General features: G+C 34.8%; 14 protein-coding genes. 6 read left to right on the top strand and 8 right to left on the bottom strand.

Annotation, left to right across the window (positions count from 1 at the left end; translation table 11 throughout):
• Positions 1–2: 2 nt before the first annotated feature.
• Positions 3–1142: an Mrp/NBP35 family ATP-binding protein gene (locus J8281_RS04505; RefSeq protein WP_210196396.1), complete on the bottom strand. Its 1140-nt coding sequence runs from the start codon at positions 1140–1142 to the stop codon at positions 3–5.
• Positions 1143–1365: 223 nt separating this feature from the next.
• Between J8281_RS04505 and J8281_RS04500 the strand changes: the two genes are divergently transcribed.
• Positions 1366–2649, top strand: coding sequence for a Fic family protein (locus tag J8281_RS04500; protein ID WP_210196395.1), 1284 nt, complete (start codon positions 1366–1368; stop codon positions 2647–2649).
• Here J8281_RS04500 and J8281_RS04495 read toward each other — a convergent pair.
• From J8281_RS04495 to trmB, 3 genes are read right to left on the bottom strand one after another with little or no spacing between them, the layout of a single operon-like run.
• Positions 2644–3003 carry an MGMT family protein gene (locus J8281_RS04495; RefSeq protein WP_210196394.1) on the bottom strand — a complete coding sequence of 120 codons (360 nt, stop codon included), beginning with the start codon at positions 3001–3003 and terminating at the stop codon, positions 2644–2646. The genes J8281_RS04500 and J8281_RS04495 overlap by 6 nt on opposite strands.
• Positions 2994–3626 carry a LysE family translocator gene (locus J8281_RS04490; protein ID WP_371812581.1) on the bottom strand — a complete coding sequence of 211 codons (633 nt, stop codon included), beginning with the start codon at positions 3624–3626 and terminating at the stop codon, positions 2994–2996. The genes J8281_RS04495 and J8281_RS04490 overlap by 10 nt, the downstream gene beginning before the upstream one ends.
• Before the next feature lie 11 nt (positions 3627–3637).
• Positions 3638–4312 carry a tRNA (guanosine(46)-N7)-methyltransferase TrmB gene (gene trmB / locus J8281_RS04485; protein ID WP_210196393.1) on the bottom strand — a complete coding sequence of 225 codons (675 nt, stop codon included), beginning with the start codon at positions 4310–4312 and terminating at the stop codon, positions 3638–3640.
• Positions 4313–4502: 190 nt separating this feature from the next.
• Between trmB and J8281_RS04480 the strand changes: the two genes are divergently transcribed.
• Positions 4503–5558 carry a glycosyltransferase gene (locus tag J8281_RS04480; protein ID WP_210196392.1) on the top strand — a complete coding sequence of 352 codons (1056 nt, stop codon included), beginning with the start codon at positions 4503–4505 and terminating at the stop codon, positions 5556–5558.
• On the opposite strand, the gene J8281_RS04475 is transcribed toward J8281_RS04480, so the two are convergent.
• The 3 genes from J8281_RS04475 to J8281_RS04465 all read right to left on the bottom strand — a co-directional run bounded on the left by J8281_RS04475 (position 5496) and on the right by J8281_RS04465 (position 9797).
• Entirely contained in the window at positions 5496–6575 is a 1080-nt protein-coding gene (locus J8281_RS04475; protein ID WP_210196391.1) for a cell wall metabolism sensor histidine kinase WalK, read from the bottom strand. The two genes, J8281_RS04480 and J8281_RS04475, sit on opposite strands and share 63 nt — an antisense overlap.
• Entirely contained in the window at positions 6576–7259 is a 684-nt protein-coding gene (locus J8281_RS04470) for a response regulator transcription factor (protein WP_210196390.1), read from the bottom strand.
• A 141-nt stretch (positions 7260–7400) separates the two neighbouring features.
• Positions 7401–9797, bottom strand: a complete 2397-nt coding sequence (locus J8281_RS04465) for an inorganic phosphate transporter (RefSeq protein ID WP_210196389.1) — start codon at positions 9795–9797, stop codon at positions 7401–7403.
• A gap of 480 nt (positions 9798–10277) precedes the next feature.
• Between J8281_RS04465 and J8281_RS04460 the strand changes: the two genes are divergently transcribed.
• The 3 genes from J8281_RS04460 to J8281_RS04450 all read left to right on the top strand — a co-directional run bounded on the left by J8281_RS04460 (position 10278) and on the right by J8281_RS04450 (position 15992).
• Positions 10278–10637: a toxin-antitoxin system YwqK family antitoxin gene (locus tag J8281_RS04460; RefSeq protein WP_210196388.1), complete on the top strand. Its 360-nt coding sequence runs from the start codon at positions 10278–10280 to the stop codon at positions 10635–10637.
• Between the two features lie 256 nt (positions 10638–10893).
• Positions 10894–13686 (top strand): TonB-dependent receptor, encoded by a 2793-nt coding sequence (locus J8281_RS04455; protein WP_210196387.1) that lies wholly within the window; start codon positions 10894–10896, stop codon positions 13684–13686.
• A 92-nt stretch (positions 13687–13778) separates the two neighbouring features.
• The gene (locus tag J8281_RS04450; RefSeq protein ID WP_210196386.1) at positions 13779–15992 is read left to right on the top strand and encodes a hypothetical protein; all 2214 of its coding nucleotides are present in this window, start codon (positions 13779–13781) and stop codon (positions 15990–15992) included.
• A gap of 72 nt (positions 15993–16064) precedes the next feature.
• Here the strand turns inward: J8281_RS04450 and J8281_RS04445 are convergent, their stop codons facing one another.
• The gene (locus tag J8281_RS04445) at positions 16065–16322 is read right to left on the bottom strand and encodes a hypothetical protein (RefSeq protein ID WP_210196385.1); all 258 of its coding nucleotides are present in this window, start codon (positions 16320–16322) and stop codon (positions 16065–16067) included.
• Positions 16323–16872: 550 nt separating this feature from the next.
• Between J8281_RS04445 and J8281_RS04440 the strand changes: the two genes are divergently transcribed.
• Complete coding sequence (locus J8281_RS04440; RefSeq protein ID WP_210196384.1) at positions 16873–17238, top strand: endonuclease domain-containing protein; 366 nt, start codon at positions 16873–16875, stop codon at positions 17236–17238.
• The last annotated feature ends 230 nt before the right edge of the window (positions 17239–17468 follow it).

Here is a 17468-nt window from a genome sequence, read left to right as displayed (position 1 = left end):
TGTTATTTTTTTACAGCAGAACAGCCTGCCATGGTTGTTATTTTGATTGCTTCGGTAGGAGGTAAATTTTCATTCCTGCTCACTACCTCTTGTACTATATTTTTTGTCAACTCTTCAAACGCTTTTTCTATAGGCGTTGCTGTTTGTAAAGCCGCCGGTCTACCAACATCTCCAGCCTCGCGAATACTTTGCACCAAAGGAATTTCGCCTAAAAACGGAACATTAAGATCTGTTGCCAGATGCTTTGCTCCTTCTTTACCAAAAATATAATATTTATGGTTAGGAAGCTCTTCTGGTGTAAAATACGCCATATTTTCTATAATTCCCAATACAGGAACATTAATACTATCTTGCTGAAACATGGCTACTCCTTTTCTGGCATCTGCCAAAGCAACATTTTGCGGTGTGCTCACTACCACAGCTCCCGTAATGGGTAACGATTGCATGATAGATAAATGGATATCTCCTGTTCCTGGTGGTAAATCCAGTAGTAGAAAATCCAATGCTCCCCAGGCAGCATCAAAAATCATTTGATTTAAAGCTTTTGCAGCCATAGGTCCTCTCCACACTACAGCTTGATTAGGCTGAGTAAAAAAACCTATCGACAAAATTTTAACCCCGTAATTTTCAATAGGTTTCATTTTAGATGTCTCGCCAACTTTTACAGAAAGGGGGCGTTCTCGTTCTACATCAAACATGATAGGAGCAGATGGCCCATAAATATCTGCGTCGAGTAATCCTACTTTGAATCCCATTTTGGCCAAGGTAACGGCCAAATTAGAGGTTACAGTAGATTTTCCTACACCACCTTTACCAGAAGCTACAGCAATAATGTTCGAAATACCCGGTATAAGTTTTCCTTTAATAGAATTTTTTAGGTCAGGCTTTTCAGGGGCCTCAACTTTGATATTTACCTTTACTTTAGCTTTCTCGTATACATTTTCATGAATAGCTTTTAGTACATCAACTTCAGCGCGTTTACGAATATGCAAAGCGGGAGTAGATAACACTAGATCTACGACCACCTCATCACCAAAAGTAATGATGTTTTTAACGGCACCACTTTCTACCATATTCTTCCCCTCGCCAGCAATAGTGATGGTTTCTAATGCTTTACGTATTTCTGATTTTTCTAACTTCATGCGTATTTTTCTTTTCTACAACAACCAAATCCTGCTCTGATTGGTTGTAAAAACAAAGATAGGTCGAAAAGTTTACATTATAAAGCCGAAAAATCGAAATGATTTATAGTGATATCGTTATTGATGATATACTACTATTTGTAAATTTTAAAAAAATTAGGAAATATCGTAATATGTTGTAAATTTGATAATATTTGTAAATTTTAAAAAAAATTAGGAAATAATGATCGAAAAAGCACCTGACAGTCTAGCTTACGATACAAATGAACTGATTTCCAATATAACTCCCAAAATTGCGAGAAAAATTGATAATGAGTATTTATACTGGGACAAAATTAAATATTTAGCCAAATCAATAAATGAAGCTAAAAAACTTTGGTTGACGACTAAAGTGTCCCGAGAATTTAGATACGACTATATAACCATACAAAGTATTTATTGTAAATATAACATTACTAAAAATCTTCAAAAAAAACTTCACTATCTAGACCACAATTTTGGGGCCGGTTTACAAAAAGATCAATTACTTTCAGAATTGGATAAACATCAATATTTGAATAACGCCTTGATGGAAGAATCTATTTTTTCTTCAATGATAGAAGGAGCAACTACTACCAGGATCAAAGCAAAAGATATGCTTAGGAAAAACAAAAGTCCTAAAAACAAGTCTGAGCATATGATCCTTAATAATTATGAAACTATTCAGTACATAAGCGATCATAAAACTGAGGATATTTCGATAGAAAAACTATATGAGATTCATAGATTAGTGACAAAAAATACATTGGAAGAAGAAAGAGTCGGTGTTTTTAGAAAAAATAATGAAATCCATGTCATGAATGAAATCACCGGAGAAATTGTGCATACACCTCCAAGTTTTGAACTGCTAGATAACCTTATGAAATCATTTTGTAATTTTTTCAATACTAATCTAAAAGATAATTTCATACACCCAATAGTTAAAGCAAGCATTTTGCATTTTTTGATAGGCTACATTCATCCTTTTGTCGATGGTAACGGAAGAACCGCCCGAGCTATATTTTATTGGTATTTACTTAAAGAAGGATACTGGTTAGCTGAGTATCTTTCAATTTCAAGAGTTATTATGAAAACTAAAACTCAATATGAGAAAGCGTATATCTATACCGAAATCGATGATCTAGATGTTACTTATTTTATGAACTATCAGGTAAAAATCCTTATTCAGGCCTTTGAAGATTTAAAAAAATATGTTGCTAAAAAGAAGAAGGAAGAAGGTAAACTTTCTTTGTTTTTTAAAGAACCAAATATCAATGAAAGACAAGCACAAATTCTATACTGGATTATGGAAAATGAAAATCGCCATTTTACGGTAAAAGAGATAGAAAATATTTTTTTAGTTACTAATCAAACAGCAAGAACAGATCTTGAAAGTTTAGTAGATAGAAATATTTTAAAAAAAATCCATATAAATAAAAAAACAGCCAATTATTGGAAAGGAGAAGCTTTTGATCAAAAATTTTCATAATTCTTTAGCTGGATCCCAAAATAGTTTCTCGAAATGCTGAACTTGATTATCAACAATGGCTACTCCTTCATTTTCTAATAATTGCTGCATGAGATTCGTTCCTTTAAAATGATGTTTACCTGTAAGTACTCCATTTCGATTCACTACTCTGTGTGCAGGCACATCTTCTCTACCTTCACAAGCGTTCATTGCCCAACCCACCATTCTAGCGCTACGGGCAGCACCTATATACTTTGCAATAGCACCATACGATGTTACCCTACCGTAAGGTATCAATCTTGCGATCTCATAAACACGCTCAAAAAAATTTGCACCAGACTCTGGTGTACTTTCTTTTCCGTTTTCTAATCCCATGTGTAAATAATTCTAGCTAATGTAATTATAACTAAAATCAACATCAAAACACCCATAAAGTAATTAGAATATTTTGTGATCGAAGCTGTCTTTTTTTCAATCTTTAAGAAAGAAAAGACGTAGAAGTAAAGCGTGACAAAGGTGCCGCTTCCTGCTGCTATTATAAACGCAATAATATGCTGGGTATCATACTCGATTTCACCACTTACACTCATCCCGGCAGCTATTGCCACAAAATAAGGAATAGGTAACACATTGATTGCCGAAATTATCATTCCCTTAAAAAAACTTCTAGTATTGCTTTTATGGTAAACTTTTATTTTCGTTTTTCGTTGTTTTGCTCTGGCAAAGAAATAAATGGCCATAAGAAAAAAGATAACTGCACCGGTCCTAAGCAAAATATTCTTTACAAATGGATTAAAAAAAATATATTTTGCCAAAAGAATGGCTATCAACGACTGAAACACTACGACAAAAGAGGCTCCTACAGCCACTAAAATCCCATTGTTTTTTCCACGCTCGAGGCAAGTTCTTGCCACTGTCATATTGACCAAACCAGGAGGTATTACTCCTACTAATGATGCGAAGAATGTAACCAAGAAAAGCCTCGTAGTTTCCAACATTGTAGTCCTGATTATTTGATCTTAAATTGGACGTAAGTTATGGGTTTATTTTTTTCCAGATATTGTTTTTCGTAAAAAGTTTGAATAGACGTAACACTTTCTGGAGCTCCTTCATTATGATAAATATCGTGATTGGCATATACAACTTTATGACCTTCCCCATGTAATATACCTAGTGTGTAACCATGCATAAACTCGCTATCGGTTTTGAGGTGTATGATGCCTTCTGGTTTCATGATTTTTTTATAGCGCTGTAAAAAATCCTGATTGGTAAGACGGTGCTTAGTACGCTTATATTTTATTTGTGGATCTGGAAAAGTGATCCAAATCTCATCGATCTCGTTGTCGTCAAAAAGAAAAGTTATAAGTTCTATTTGTGTTCTTATAAAACCTACATTGTGTATTCCTTCTTCAATAGCCGTCTTGGCACCTCGCCAAAATCGTGCTCCTTTGATATCAATCCCAATAAAATTTTTATTAGGATATTTTCTAGCGAGACCAACGGTATATTCTCCTTTTCCGCAGCCCAATTCTAGAACAATCGGGTTGGCGTTCTTAAAGAAAGATTCGTTCCATTTCCCTTTGAGGTGTAATGCATTTTGTAGCACTTCTTCTCGTGTAGGCTCTACTACATTTTGAAAGGTTTTATTTTCGTTGAAACGTTTTAATTTATTTTTACTTCCCACACACTCTCTTATTTCTTATTGATAGGCATCAAAATCATCTTAACTTTTCTATAAGTACTTCTTTTTAACCGTAGTTACAATAAAGATAATTTTTTGGTAAAATTAAGGAAATATACGGATAAGAAAATAGGATTACTTTTAAAATTGACTGGAACTAGGTAGTCGTTACAAAAATTAAAAAATAAAGCATTTGAACAAAAAAGTACTTATAGCTCCTTTAAATTGGGGACTAGGCCACGCAACACGTTGTATACCTATTCTCAATGCACTGCTAGATCAGGGTATAGAACCGGTGATTGCATCAGATGGTGCAGCTTTATCTTTATTGAAGAAGGAATTTCCAGAACTACAAACTAAGCTACTACCGTCTTATCGAATTACATATTCAAAAAAAGCTAGTAATTTTAAATGGAAAATGCTTTTAAACAGTCCGAAAATAGCACATACTATTAATGCCGAAAATAAAGTGATTAAACGAATTCTAGAAGAAGATCAATATTGTGGTATTATCTCTGATAATAGAATGGGGGTACGACATAAGAGTGTTCCATCGGTTTTTATAACACATCAACTTACTGTTTTAAGCGGAAACACGACCTCATTTAGTACAAAACTTCATAACAGGTACATAAAAAAATTTGATGTATGTTGGGTTCCTGATATGGCAGACGATCCTAATTTGAGTGGTGAATTAGGACATCCCAAAAAAACTACAATACCGGTAACTTATCTTGGCCCCCTAAGTAGGTTTGAACACCATATACTTCCAAAAAAATATGATATCATGGTGCTGTTATCGGGCCCTGAACCACAGCGTACGTTATTAGAACAAAAGCTTTTTCAGGAGTTTGAACAAAGTGATAAGAATATTGTATTTGTACGAGGCCTAATAGAGGACACACAACAAACGTATGTTAAAAACAATATTACTATTCATAATTACCTATCGGGAAAAGACCTCGAGCATACGATCAATAGCAGTAATTTGATTATTTCGAGATCTGGGTATACGACAGTAATGGACCTTGCTAAACTAAAGAAAAAAGCATTTTTTATACCCACTCCGGGACAATTTGAACAAGAATATCTGGCACAACGTTTAACAATGAACAGGTTGGTACCAAGTTGTAATCAAAATGACTTTACCTTAAAAAAATTAAGAGACCTGAATATGTATCGAGGACTAAGCAGTTTTGGGACTGACATCGACTACGGGGAACTTTTTCACTTTTTCCAAAGTAAATGAGAACTCACTACCTACTCTGTAATCGCTTTCTACGTATATACGTTCGTGGTGTGCCTCTATGATATGTTTCACAATAGCCAAGCCAAGTCCAGAACCTCCTTCTTTACGTGATCCGCTTTTATCCACTCTATAAAAACGCTCGAATAGCCTTGGAATATGCGCTTGGGCAATACCTTCACCATTATCGGTTACTCTTACGATTGTTTTATTACGAATAAGGTCTTCGATACTCACCTCGGTAGTGCCATCTTCTTTACCATATTTGATTGAATTTACAATCAAATTTGACAACACCTGTTGTATACGCTCTTTATCTGCATGAACCATTATGGGTTGTGTATAATTCATATCAAAAGTTAAGGCTATATTCTTTTTTGAAGCTTTCATTTCAAATAAATCAAATACACTTTGTACAAGTTCTACAATATCAAAATTTACGTAGTTTAAATTGAGATCTCCTGTTTCTAATTTGGTAATCATATCCAAATCATTTACAATGTAAATAAGCCGCTCTACTCCTTTATTGGCACGGTTTAAGTACTTATCCAAGATTTTGGGATCTTTCATAGCGCCATCGAGTAAGGTGAGGATATAGCCTTGTACTGTAAATAGAGGGGTTTTTAATTCGTGAGAAACATTACCCATAAACTCTTTACGATAGGTTTCTCGAATATTAAGTTTCTCTATTTCTGATTTTCTTTGTAGTGCAAACTTTTCAACTTCTTTAATTAAAGTTCGCATATCTGTGGTTACAGGACTTTCACCAATATCATCGACATCTAACATCTCGATATCATCATAAATTTTGCGCACTCTTCGATAAATAAATTTTTCTACTCTATATTGTATGATTATAAAGCTAGTGGCATAAGAAACTAAAGCAAAACCAATAATAAACCCTACATGCAATAGCGATACTATGTATAAAAAAACGCTCAGAATGAGCGTTAATAAAAGCGTTATATATAAAGACGACAGGTACGCAAACCTATACGACTTTTTAAAATTTTCTGCCATCTACACTACAAACTTATAGCCAACACCTTTGATAGTTTTGAAACTGGTATCACCTATTTTTTCTCTTAATTTTCTAATATGAACATCTATTGTACGCCCTCCAACAATAACTTCGTTACCCCAAACTTTATCCAAAATATCTTCACGTTTAAAAACTTTTCCGGGTTTAGAGGCCAATAAAGATAGTAATTCAAATTCTTTTCTTGGTAGCACTATTTCTTTTTTGTCTTTTACAATCTTATACTCGTCTCGATTGATGACCAGGTTTCCAATTTTGACTACATTATCAGATGACTCTTCTTCTTTCAATCTGCGTAATAGCGCTTTGACTTTACTTACCAAAACTTTGGGTCGAATAGGTTTGGTAATGTAATCATCTGCACCGGCATCAAAACCAGCCACTTGAGAGTAATCCTCTCCTCTTGCCGTTAAAAATGTAATAATTGTATTTTGAAGATCGGGCAGCTTCCGTATTTGTTCGCAAGCTTCGATACCATCCATCTCTGGCATCATAACATCTAAAATAATAAGATGTGGCTTTTTCTTTTTAGCAATTTTTATCGCCTCTACACCATTTTCTGCAGTAACTACATTATAGCCTTCGGTACTCAGATTGTAGCCAACGATTTCTAGAATATCTGGTTCGTCGTCTACCAATAATATGGTAACATCTTTTGTATTCATGTTTTTCTTAAAATTATATTAAGACGGGTAAATATACTATGTTACTTTGAGATTTTAAATATGGATTAACCATGAAAAAATAATCTAACAAAAATTTCTTGTACACATAACAATTACTTAACCTTCTGGAAAATTACAATCTTAATCCTGATGATCTCTATACGTAGCTAACAGGTTAAGAGTGGCATCGATTAAATCTTTGGTTTCTGTAAGCAGACTAAAATAGAGTGTCGTATTTTTGGGACTACTTTCTTCAGTTCTTGTTCGAGCGACTTGTTTATCAATTTTATCATTAACGGTAGTAAATAATTCTTGTTTTTCGCTAATAATATCATTGAGTTTGTTAAACTCTCTTTTATCAAATACCGTTTTTATGTGACCAAAAAACAGACTTAAATCATCTTCTATTTCTTTTAAATCTTTTATTTGGTTAAATCGTAACTTTTTATGATTATTATTCACATGTTTATGACTGGCCTTTGAAATATACTCTAGGGATTGTGCAATATCCTCGAGATACCCAAGAATTGAAATGTAGAAATTACTGGCACCTACGCTAGATTCGTCTAAGTTTTTAATAAAATAGAAAATACTGTCCCTAAGCCCTTCGACTTCTTTCTCCAGTTTAGCGATTCCCTTTCTATTTTTTTTCAGCGCCGATAAATCATATTTTGCAAGGCTATCGATAGTCCCTGCATATATTTTGTTTCCTCTATGAACAAATGATTTAATAGTATCTGCACTTTCTTCAATAACACCTTGTATAGAGCTACTTTCAGATTTCTTAAGTTGATCTTCTGCACGTTCTGCCCTGGTTTTGTTACGATATTTAATTGTACTTCTAACAATCAACAATAAGGCAACCATGAGCAAAATTGCTGTCATTACAGGTTGATTAATATGAATTAGGAAAGCTACGATAGCAGCAGCCGTAAAAGCACTTATGGCAGTAAAGAACCATCCCCCAATAACATTAAGTACCCCTGCAACACGATATACAGCGCTCTCACTACCCCAAGCTCTATCTGCTAAAGAAGTACCCATAGCTACCATAAAAGTAACATAGGTAGTAGACAAAGGAAGTTTCATAGACGTAGCTATAGATATCAAAATACCCGCAACCATAAGGTTTACTGCGGCCCTTACCATATCAAAAGCCGGCTGATCCTCTTTTTTCATGTAGGCGTTAGCTACTTTGATCTTACGTTCATCAAATTGCCTGTTACTAAATTTTTTAAAGGATTGAGGGACCACTGCAGCAACCCCTTGTGCTGTGATCATCGTAATTCTCACAATTTCTCTAGACAGAAAATTAGCACGAAACTTTTCATCCCCATCTCCTTGTCTAGATAAGTCTATTGATGTTTTCACAACATTGCGTGCTTTTGCCGAAAACCACAATGTAAGTACCATAATGAGACCTGCTGCCAGTAGCATAAGTGTTGGAGTTGCCACTTTAGAGGCCAAAACTCCCATAGCAAATGACTCTGCAGCGATTCCTGAGCTAGCCCAAGCTTGATACGATTGCCATGCCGCAATCGGAACACCTATAAAGTTGACCAAATCGTTACCCGCAAAAGCAAGAGCTAATGCAAACGTACCTACAATAATTATAATCTTATAGATGTTTGTTTTAAATATAGAAACTATAAGATAAGACAATAGGGATAAAACGGTAAAACCTATACAAACAATAAGAAGAATATGTGTTTCCAGAAAGCCACGAAGGGTTAACGCAACAGTTCCAGCTTTAGGATCAATCGCAAACAAGTCACTTTGAGCTTCAATTAATTCTTTTGTTGTGGTATAAGCACTATTGAAATAGACGTTGGCCCATTCTAGCAATCCTTCAGCCCCTTTGTTATAAACAACATCTACAATAGCATTAGCATAGTTGGTCCCTTTAATTCCTTTCACAAATATAAAGTACAAAATAGAGGTGAGCGCTACTCCTCCGAACACGGCACCTACCCACTTTGCTTTACTTTCAAAATTAAAGGATAACAATAATCGAGAAATATATTGTACCACCGCACCGATGGTAAAAGCAACAATTACAGATAACAATATCCCTGCAATAATTTCTCCTGCCTTTTGCGTATTGATAAAATTACCTATATCTGCAATAGAGAGATTAGCATCTGCAGAGATTTTCAAAAATGCCACACAAACTGCCGCTCCCAACAGTTCAAAAACTATAGAAACCGTAGTTGATGTAGGCATCCCCAGCGTATTAAAAAAATCGAGCAACAAAATATCAGTAATCATCACGGCCATAAAAATGATCATGATTTCATCAAAATAAAATTGTCCTGGGACAAAAATACCTTTTCGTGCTACCTCCATCAACCCACTAGAAAAAATAGCCCCGGCGGCAATACCGATACTGGCTACGATCATGATCGTTCTAAACGATATGGCTTTGGAGCCAATGGCAGAATTTAAAAAATTAACAGCATCGTTGCTTACTCCAACTATTAGATCGGCAATAGCCAAAATCGCCAAGGCGACGATCATCCAGATGTAAATGTCACTCATATAGTATTAGGTGCTTGTAGAGCACAAAAATGTTATTAAAATTCAAGTCATATGTTATTGAAATGTTATCTTTTGAAGGCATTCGTGATCATGAAAAAATCTACAGATCTTCTCACATAGCACATGGTTTTTATTTTAGCGGAAGTCGATACGTAAAATACGCAACAATTTTTATGATAAAGATAACGACATGAAATTATAACTACCTATAAATCAATTTTTTAAAAGCTAATATCATTAATTTATCCGGCAATATCATTTACAAACAGTATGCGTTGGGAAGAAAGGGTACATCTGTAAGCAAACATGAACGAAGCCAAAAGACATACTTTATGTGCAAAAAAAACAATATAAACATATGAAATACAGTTATTTACGTGTTTAGTGTTAATTTAATGTTACCTAAATGTTGTTTGAAAGTAAAATTAATGTTACCTTTGTAAGGTAATTATCAAGAACCCCAATTAAATTATATAAGATATGAGAAATTTAGTAATGATTTTTGCACTTATGTTTTCGGCAACTATATTCGCTCAAGAAGTAAAACCTACTTTTGAAAAACAAGGTGATCAAATTAAAGGTACATTTTTTTATGAAGATGGAACAGTAAGACAGTTCGGTTTTTATAACAAAGAAGGAATACTACATGGCGAGTGGAAATCTTTTGATATCACAGGAAAGAAAATTGCCATGGGACAGTACGACAACGGCATTAAAACCGGTAAATGGTTTTTTTGGTCTGGCGACAAATTATCTGAAGTAAATTATACCGATAATCAAGTTGCAGATGTAACTACCTGGTCAAATAAAGATAAAGTGGTGGTCAATTACAACCAATAAGATAAAATATACATACGATATAAAAGACTCCTTTAAAGGGGTCTTTTTTTTGTTCTATTTATCAAGTAATTTTACGTAACATTTAGATAACATAAAAAACTATTCTTCCTATTTTTTTACAGTTTTTCCGTAATTTTTGAGTCACAACATAACATCGTAACGTTTACATAACTTTAAAGTGATACATATTTAATCTCGCTTTAATGCACAATTAACAAAACTCCTCTTTCTTTGCGGCAGAAATTGAAACATACTAATGAAGAGAATTTTTATCGCACTGGCGTTGTTAATCACGAGTATTGTAAACGCCCAAGAAACCGGTACTATTGCCGGTAAATTACTAGACAAAGAATCCAACAACCAACCCTTACCCTTTGCTAATGTCATTGTAAAAGGAACGACCAAAGGATCCTCTACAGATTTTGATGGTTTGTATGAAATTAATGATATTCCTGTAGGTACTTATACCATAGAATTTAGTTTTACCGGATATCAAACCGTAGAAATCCCTAACGTTTTGGTAGAAGCCGATAAAGTGTCGGTAGTTGATGCTACTATGGGAGCTACTGCTGCAGCTCTTGATGAAGTTATTATTAAAGTAGTAACGAATAGAGAGCGTGAAGAAGCGCTGTTGTTGGAGCAGAAAAATGCTGTTGAAATTAAGCAGGCTATTGGGGCTCAGGAATTAGCTAGGAAAGGTGTTGGTGACGTAGAGCAAGGTGTTACTAAAGTGTCGGGAATTACTAAACAAGAATCTAGAGGCGTAATCGTAAGAGGTTTAGATGACAGGTATAATTTTTTAACAGTAAATGGTCTACCATTTATTACAGGAGATCCCGATAAAAAGATAGTACCTTTAGATAAATTTACAACTGATCTCGTAAGGAACGTTAATATTTATAAAACTTTTAACCAAGATTTATACGGAGACTTTGCTGGAGCTACTGTAGATATAATTACTAAAGATATACCATCAAAATCAACGACGACAATAAACGTTGGATTCAACGCTAATTCACAAACAACTTTTAAAGATTTTAAGTTAGATGACGAAAGTGCAGCTGAAGAATTAGGAATACAAGGTGACAACAGAGTGCTACCTAATGAATACGATCAAAGTTTAGTTAATCTAGGTTTTAGATCTACCCCTGAAGAGTCTAGAAATTTATTTGATACTAATTTTGATTTTAGCACTATAGATGCTACTATTGCAAGTAGCTTACAAATTACGCATGGAGGAACATCTACTATAGACGAGGATTCAGGAAAGAAACTTGGTTATTACCTTAGTTTTAATTTTGAAAATGACTACTTTACAATTCCGGAGGCTACAGAAAGTGCATTAAATACGCAAGGAGGGTTTAACAGTAATTATGAAGATGCGCAAACCTATACTTTATCAACAAGTAAATCATCTCTAGTTAGTTTTGAATTAAGCAAACGAGATTCTTACAATGTAAGATTAAATAATGTATTCATCCAAAGTACAGAAAATGCTTTTGAAGAAAAATTTGGATTTAATAGCGAAGCTAATGACGAATTTTTCTTTAGAAGTTCAAGATATAGACAAACTACCATTAATCACACTCAACTCTTGGGAGATTTTTATTTGGATTCTGATCAACGAAGCAAAGTTAAATGGGGAGGCTCATTCGGTATAGGTAGATATGATGAACCAGACCGAAAGATCTTAAGAGCAGAAGGTGTTGGAGAAGAAAGAAGGTTATATACGGCAAATAATGGTAATCCATTTAGATTTTGGGCAGACTTAGATATTACAAATTACAATGGGTATTTAGAATTCGAACAAATCTTTGGAAATCAAAACAATGAGAACAATTCATCTAAATTGATTATAGGTGGAGACATTGATGTTTTACGATATGACTACTTCAACAGAGCTATCCGTCTAGACGCAAATAGAAGTGTAGCCAATATTACACTAGATGTAAATAATGTTGATAGCTATATCACCGATGGTTTTGATGGAGCATACTTTTTTTATGAGGATGCAAGTGATGCTTCCAAATTTGCAGAAATTGAACAAAATATTTTGGCAGGATATGTAGCTTATAATCTTGTTCTAGATAAATGGGATTTTACTGTGGGACTAAGAGGTGAGCTTTCTGACAGGACCATCTTTTATAGGCTTTTCAACACTCCGGTTTCAGATGATTTCTTAACTGAAACCGATGATCCTTTCAATATTTTACCAACTTTAAACATTAAATATTCTCTTAACGAAAGTTCTAATCTTAGACTTGCGGGTTCTGTAACTAATACAAGACCTAGAGTACGTGAGATATTACCTATTAGATACGATGGTGGTAACTTTAACCTAGTTACAGGTAATAGAGAATTAGAGAACTCAACTAATTATAATTTAGACATAAAATATGAGTTTTTCTTTGAAGATGGTGGACTTTTTGCCATTACCGGTTTTGGAAAATATATCGACAAGCCTATAGAAACTGTTTTAACGCCTGTTGCAGGTGGTACTTCTATAGGATTTGCTAATACCCAAGAAGCTCAAATAATAGGTGCTGAAATAGAATATATAACTGGGTTAGGAAAACTGTTAGGAGAATCATTTGAAGATTTTAAACTAGGATTTAACGGTTCTCTAATGTATACAAATGCAAAAGTAGACAGAAATGATCCAAGACAAAACATACTCACCAATGATGAGCGAAAGCTTCAGGGAGCATCCCCATATCTAATCAATGCCGATTTAAGTTACAATAAGGATTTTTCAGAAAACTGGAACAGCATATTTACAATAGCATACAACGTTTACGGTGAAAGAATCTACGCATTAGGTGGATCCAACCTAGACGACACTTTCGAAAAACCATTTAATCAACTAGATTTTGTTTGGAGAAATAATTTTGATAACAAATTCTCTTTAGGCGTATCAGTTAAAAATATTCTAGATGATACTTTTCAAGTAGTTCAGACTCCTACTGCTGTTGAGAATGCATCAGAAATCCCTGTTTTAGAATTTCAAAGAGGAATAGACTTTTCTCTATCCCTTGGATATAGATTTTAGTAACACTCAAATTAATCTTTAAATAACATCTATTTAATAGGAATTTTAGTGAGTCAATTTACATTTATCGAAACTTAAAAAAGTAATTTATTATGAAACGAAACAGTTTAAAATTTTATTCTTTAGCGTTTTTTGCTACAGCTCTATCAATAGTGGGATGTAGTGATGATGATGATGGAGGAAACAACGGAGGGGGACAAACTACAGGTGAACTAAGAGGTAGTATAACAACAAACACAACGCTTGATGCATCTTTAGATTACACGTTAGTTGGGTCGGTAACCGTTGAAGACGGGGCTGTATTAACAATTCCAGCAGGAACAACAATTACTGCTAATCAAACGGATGGCTTGGATGCTCTTATTGTTAAGCAAGGTGGTAGACTAATAGCAAACGGTACAGCAAACGATCCAATCGTATTTACTGAAGTTTCTGAGCAAATAGGATCTTGGGGAGGTATTGTTTTATTAGGACGTGCACCTATTAATGTGCCTGGTGGAACTTCCTCTCCAGAATTTGACGATACCTTAGTGTATGGTGGTACAGATCCAGCAGATAACTCAGGATCTCTTCAATTTGTGAGGGTAGAGTACGCAGGTGCAGGTATAGTTGAAGGTTCTGTTGAATATAACGGATTTGGATTCTATGCTGTAGGTTCTGGTACTGTATTAAATAATCTACAAACCTTTAGAGGATCAGATGATGGTTTCGAGTGGTTTGGAGGAACTGTTCAAGCTACAAATTTAATAGCAATTGGTGACGAAGATGACTCTTTCGATTGGACTGAAGGATGGACTGGTGGAGGTTCTAACTGGATTGCTGTTAAAGAAGGAATCGCTGATAGAGGGATTGAAGCTGACAATAATGAAAATGATAATACTTTAACTCCTTTTTCTAATCCTACGATTAGTGACATAACTTTAAGAGGAATAGGAGAAAGTGATGGTATTTTGTTTCGAAGAGGAACTGGAGCTAATTTATCCAATGTATTAATTACTGATTTTGTTGATGGAATCGACATTAGAGATCAGCAGACTTATAACAATACTGCTACTGGCGGAATATTGGCTATTAATGGGCTTTTTGCCGTAGTAGACGACGTTATTAACGTTAATACAGATGGTGGACCTAATCTAACGCAAGAACAAGTTGATGCTATTGAAGCAGCATTTGTTACAAATCTAAATGTAACAGGTGCCGATGATTCATTTACACAAGGTTGGACGATTGGCTACAATATTGAAACTCCTACTGCACCATTAACCGGTTCTATAACCTCCGACTTAACTTTAGACGCTAATACCGAATATACTTTAGTCGGATCAGTGATTGTTCAAGAGGGAGCAACTTTAACGATACCAGCTGGAACAAGAATTGTAGCTAACATAACAGATGGTTTAGATGTTTTAATTATTAACCAAGGAGCTCAGATAAATGCGGTTGGTACTGCTGATAACCCTATCGTTTTCACAGAAGCTTCAGAAGAAATAGGTTCTTGGGGTGGTATAGTGTTATTAGGTCGTGCACCCATTAATGTGCCTGGTGGAACTTCTTCTCCTGAATTTGATGACACGTTAACTTATGGAGGTACAATATCCGATGATAACTCCGGTACACTATCTTACATCAGGTTAGAATATGCAGGTGCAGGAATTGTAGAGGGATCTGTAGAATATAATGGTTTCGGATTCTATGCAGTAGGTTCTGGCACAACACTTAATAATTTAGAAACATATTTAGGCTCTGATGATGGTTTCGAATGGTTTGGCGGAACAGTAACTGCTAATAATTTAATCTCAATTGGTGACGAAGATGATTCTTTTGACTGTGCTGAAGGCTGGACTGGTGGAGGTTCTAACTGGATCGCTATAAAAGAAGGAATAGGTGATAGAGGTTTTGAATTTGACAATAATGAAAACGATAACACCTTAACCCCACTCTCTAATCCGACTATTAGCGATGTAACGCTTATAGGTACTGGTGAAAGTGATGGTATGCTTTTTAGAAGAGGAGCCGCAGCTAATATTACTAATGCAATAATAAGAAACTTTACTGATGGAATTGATATTAGAGATGAACAAACCTTTGACAATGCTACTGGCGGAACATTGTCTGTCAATGGATTATTTAATCTAGTAGATAATGTTGTTAATGTTAATACTGATGGAGGTCCTACTTTAACAGAAGAACAAATAACTGCAATTGAAGCTGCTTTTACTAGTGATACTAATGCAACTGGTGCTGACGATACATTTGCCGCTGGTTGGTCTAGATATGACAGTGAGAATTATTCTATAAATAATTAAAAATAGAATAAGATAAATAAATGTAAAAACCCACCAAATTGGTGGGTTTTTACATTTATTTATGCTCATTGCTTACACATCCACAATCGTCCTGGATTGCTGATATTCATTATAAAAACTAATATCGGTAAATTGATATCGAATCATTAATTTATCTATAATGGCAGTTAGCAAATACTTTCCTTGTTTTATATGTTCGTCTATACTACTCTTAGCTGCATTTATAGCCGATTGCTCGGGTTTTGCATTTCCGATTAGGGGCTGAAACTGTGAAACCGTAATTGTAATATCTTCGGCCTTTACTTGTTTTAGTAAAGTTTTGCCATACAAAACGATATCGGTTTCTTTGTGTTTTCTAAAGGTGCTTTTGAAGTTATGATCATACTTTTCAGCGTTTCATTTTTTGAAACTGAAAAAATTTTGTATAAAAAGCACTTCCCCTTACAAAGAAAGGTGGCTTCACTTTTTTTTACAACAAAAGGTGAAGCCGGAGGGTTCAAAACAAGCTCAAGCCCTGTTACCCTGATGAAGCAAAAGGTACTAAGCTCAAACTTTACGTGTAGTTAAACCCCTCTTTCTCGAAGTTTGCGAGCAAACTTCAATTCATTCTCCCCTTTAAAGAGGAGAGCCTTTAGCTAGTTTGTGGAATTGTATGCGCTCTGCCTAGCGCTTTCCCCCTTATGAAGGAAATAGCTTTTAGCAAGGTTCCGCAGATATGACATCTGGTATACATTGCGCACTACTATGCGCTCCTCCCTTTAGTAAAGGGAGGTGTCCGCCCCATAGGCGGACGGAGGGTTCAGAAAACCCCCCGAGCACTATTTGCAAGATCATAGTAATACAGAAATCCTTTTAATAGTATTTTGTGTATGTTTGCGAGATGAAGAAACGGCAAATTCACACCAAAAAAGAGTTAAAACCTTATCGTAGGGAACTTCGAAAAAAGATGACCCCTGCCGAAGCTTTTTTATGGCGTCATTTGAAATCTAGACAGCTTCAAGGGAAACGATTTCAGAGACAACATAGTATTGAATATTATATTGTTGATTTCTACTGTGCTTCAGAAAAACTAATTATCGAATTAGATGGTGAATATCATAATCGACCTGATATTATGGAAAAAGATGAAATACGTAGTAACCGATTACAAGAATTAGGTTTTACCGTAATCCGGTTTGAAAATAAAATGGTTTTTGATCATTTACCTTCAGTATTATCAGAAATACAAGATCATTTTAATTTATAAAAAGCTCCTCCCTTTATCAAAGGAAGGTGGCTCTATGTTTTTTTTACAAAAAAGATGAAGACGGAAGGTTCAAAACAGGCTTGAACATTGTTATTCTGATGAAACAAAAGGTACTAAGCTCAAACCTCGCGTGTATCGGAACCCCTCTTTCTTGAAGTTTGCTAGCAAACTTCAATTCATTCTCCCCTTTACAAAGGGGAGAGCTTTTAGCTAGGTTGTCGAAATATAAT

The organism is Aquimarina sp. U1-2 (assembly GCF_017897595.1).
Taxonomy (GTDB): domain Bacteria; phylum Bacteroidota; class Bacteroidia; order Flavobacteriales; family Flavobacteriaceae; genus Aquimarina.
The sequence above is the reverse complement of the archived record's forward strand: the minus strand, read 5'-3'. Positions and strand labels throughout refer to the sequence as shown.